Raw genomic sequence first — 2,529 nt, 5'->3', positions numbered from 1 at the left:
ATGAGTCCTAGCTTTTTCTTTAAAGTGGGTATTCAGTACCTTGTCCTGTGGGTAGACTATGAAACTCCTGATGACCGCGAGCAATCAGAGGAACGTTATGTTGTGATGACGGCTATAAACGAAGGCACCGATAGTGAACCAGAAATTAACACAGGTGAAGATAGCGAAGTAGTGTTTACAACAGAAAGCCCTACGAAACTAATGGCATACTTAAACAAATTAGCCTCTGCACACTAAACCCTAAGGATGACATCATGGATAATGACTCAAGCACATCTCTACCTTTTGAGGATGAATATAAAGGTTATGAAATATATGTTGAACCCAATCCAGACCAACACAACGAAGGTTTTAGCTGGTCTATAAGCAAGAATGATGAATGCCTAGACTCAGGCTTAGAGTTTGATATTAAGATGGCAATTGATGCGGCTCGTAAGGCAGCAGATAACTATGAGAGCAAATCAAACTGATTGGCTGGACCTCTGATTTCTCAACTCTATATGCAATCTACAAACAAACTCTTCTGACGTCACACCTAATGCACAATGAGCCCATCAAGTGAATCAAGGGTGATATTGCGAACAGCGCTTTACTCCTGAAATGTAAGTGCGATCAATGCTAGACTTCCTAGCCAATTGCTCTTGACTAAAATCAGCTTCATTTCTTATCTTTTTGAACATTAAAGCAGTTACATATTTGAGTTTTACGATTTTATGTCTAAATTAATTATTGAGGCCGATTTTCGCTGATTTATAAAGGTCAAACAATGGACTATAAGTCACTGATAGCATAATAAAGTGAGTATAAAGGTGATAAGAAGAAAGGCCATAACGATTGTAAACAAAGCATAAAGTTCTAGAATAAGAATTTCTATCAAAAAATTTTATTCTAGAACGCACAAATAACTGTATAATTATACAGTCCTTTAAACGCAATAACGAGCATAAAATTGAACAAAAAAGCATCATCAACTAGATCTAACTTGATCAAAGAAGAATTTGAAAATTTCAATATCCTTTTCGATACCGAAGAAAAGATGAAAAAGATTATTCAAGGTACTCTTTTTGAAGATTTTTTAAACTCTAGTGCGCTGTCAATTAATTCTATCAAAGCATTTGCATTTAGCGTATTCATAACAAAAAAATTAGTCAAGAAACACCTCAGGGAAATTAACTCTTTAGAAAGTTATTTTTATGTTTCCAAAATAATTGAACAAGGGTATTTTAAACTACTTTCTGACACAACAAAGACAAATGTAAAAAATAATCTTGCTGTGTCAAAGGAATATGGAATATTCTATACCCCAATAAAAATTGCTAGAGAAATGGCTTTAGATGTACTTGAAGCAAGTAAAAGTAAAATTATTATTGACCCATGTTGCGGGACAGGAAACTTATTAGCCGCCTGCTTAGAGCAAGCAAAGATAAATAATAAAAAATTAATAAAAATAATTGGTATTGAGATTGATCCCCTTGCAGCAAATATATGTAGGGAAGGTTTAAAAAAGTTAAACGAATCATTAGGCCTAAATGTAGAAATTGAAATAATAGAATCTAATTCATTAGATTTCTTTGGTAAGAAAAAAGATATGTCCTCTAAGAAGCTACCACTAGGTAGCATTATAATAAACCCTCCTTATGGGAAACTAAAAGTTGAAAGAAGCATAACAACAAATAAAGAAACAATGCTCGACTACCTAGATCATCATATAATTAAGAAAAAAGAGATAAACAAGTTAAGCATAGATAATATCACCCGTATATTAGGCTCTAAATGCAAAGTGACGGAGTGGTCAAGTGTATTTCTTGAACTGTGCACAAATGAAGTACCTAAAGATGAAGTTCTTGTTTACTTAGGCCCTTGCGGTTGGCTTAACAGTAAAGCCCAGTCATCCTTTAGAGAAGAGTTAATTATTAAAAAAAGCTTACATAAAATCCATTTTATAAGCGAAGCAAATACAGGATTTGAGACAGTTAATCAGCCTCTTGCAATAATCAATATCATACCTAATTCCAGTTGCGATGAAATACAAGTATTAAATGACAATGTCAGAAGTAAAAAAATTATAACAAAGAGCCTAACTTCATTAAAGAATTTTGGCTACCCTATACCTAGAATTAACGGTGAAGAAATACAACTTTATATAAAACTACAAAAACTTGTAAAACTTTCAGAAATTGAGAGTGTTTCAAATTTACGTGGAGAACTAGACCAAAGCATAAATAAGTCCGTAATGTCATCAACCCCATCACCAATAAGAATTATAAGAGGTGAGAACATAGGTCGCTATTCAGAAATTGATATTGATTCAACTAGAGTTCTCTTTGCAGACATAAATGAATTTAATAAGCAGTTATCCTTAAAACCAAAAGGTAGCGCTTACAAAAAACAAAGAATAATTGGAAGGCAATGTTCATATATGAAACAGGAAAGAAGACTTATTTTTTGTATTATCCCTGAAAACTGTGTTGTTGGAAACTCCTGCAATTATATAACAGCGCCAAGCTCTGAAATATTATTTATCCTTTC

General features: G+C 33.1%; 4 protein-coding genes. 3 read left to right on the top strand and 1 reads right to left on the bottom strand.

Annotated elements, in window-relative coordinates:
* Together CXF78_RS21700 and CXF78_RS20055 are read left to right on the top strand one after the other, a co-directional pair.
* Nucleotides 1-237: hypothetical protein (locus CXF78_RS21700; RefSeq protein WP_102037749.1), on the top strand; the 237-nt coding region annotated here is incomplete at its 5' end.
* Between the two features lie 17 nt (nucleotides 238-254).
* A complete protein-coding gene (locus CXF78_RS20055) occupies nucleotides 255-470 on the top strand; it encodes a hypothetical protein (protein ID WP_102037748.1) in 216 nt (71 codons plus the stop codon).
* Between the two features lie 93 nt (nucleotides 471-563).
* Here the strand turns inward: CXF78_RS20055 and CXF78_RS21970 are convergent, their stop codons facing one another.
* Entirely contained in the window at nucleotides 564-680 is a 117-nt protein-coding gene (locus CXF78_RS21970; protein ID WP_145991587.1) for a helix-turn-helix domain-containing protein, read from the bottom strand.
* 269 nt (nucleotides 681-949) lie between these two features.
* Between CXF78_RS21970 and CXF78_RS20050 the strand changes: the two genes are divergently transcribed.
* On the top strand, nucleotides 950-2,529 hold a 1,580-nt coding region (locus tag CXF78_RS20050), incomplete at its 3' end, for an N-6 DNA methylase (protein WP_180957229.1).

It is taken from the genome of Shewanella sp. 11B5 (genome assembly GCF_002836795.1).
Lineage (GTDB): Bacteria > Pseudomonadota > Gammaproteobacteria > Enterobacterales > Shewanellaceae > Shewanella > Shewanella frigidimarina.
Note: the sequence above shows the minus strand (reverse complement) of the source record. Positions and strands in the feature narration are given on the sequence as shown.

Bases quoted from the DNA above. Each gene is read 5' to 3' on its own strand.
- CXF78_RS20055 (WP_102037748.1), top strand. From the start codon at position 255: ATGGATAATGACTCAAGCACATCTCTACCTTTTGAGGATGAATATAAA.
- CXF78_RS21970 (WP_145991587.1), bottom strand. From the start codon at position 680: ATGTTCAAAAAGATAAGAAATGAAGCTGATTTTAGTCAAGAGCAATTG.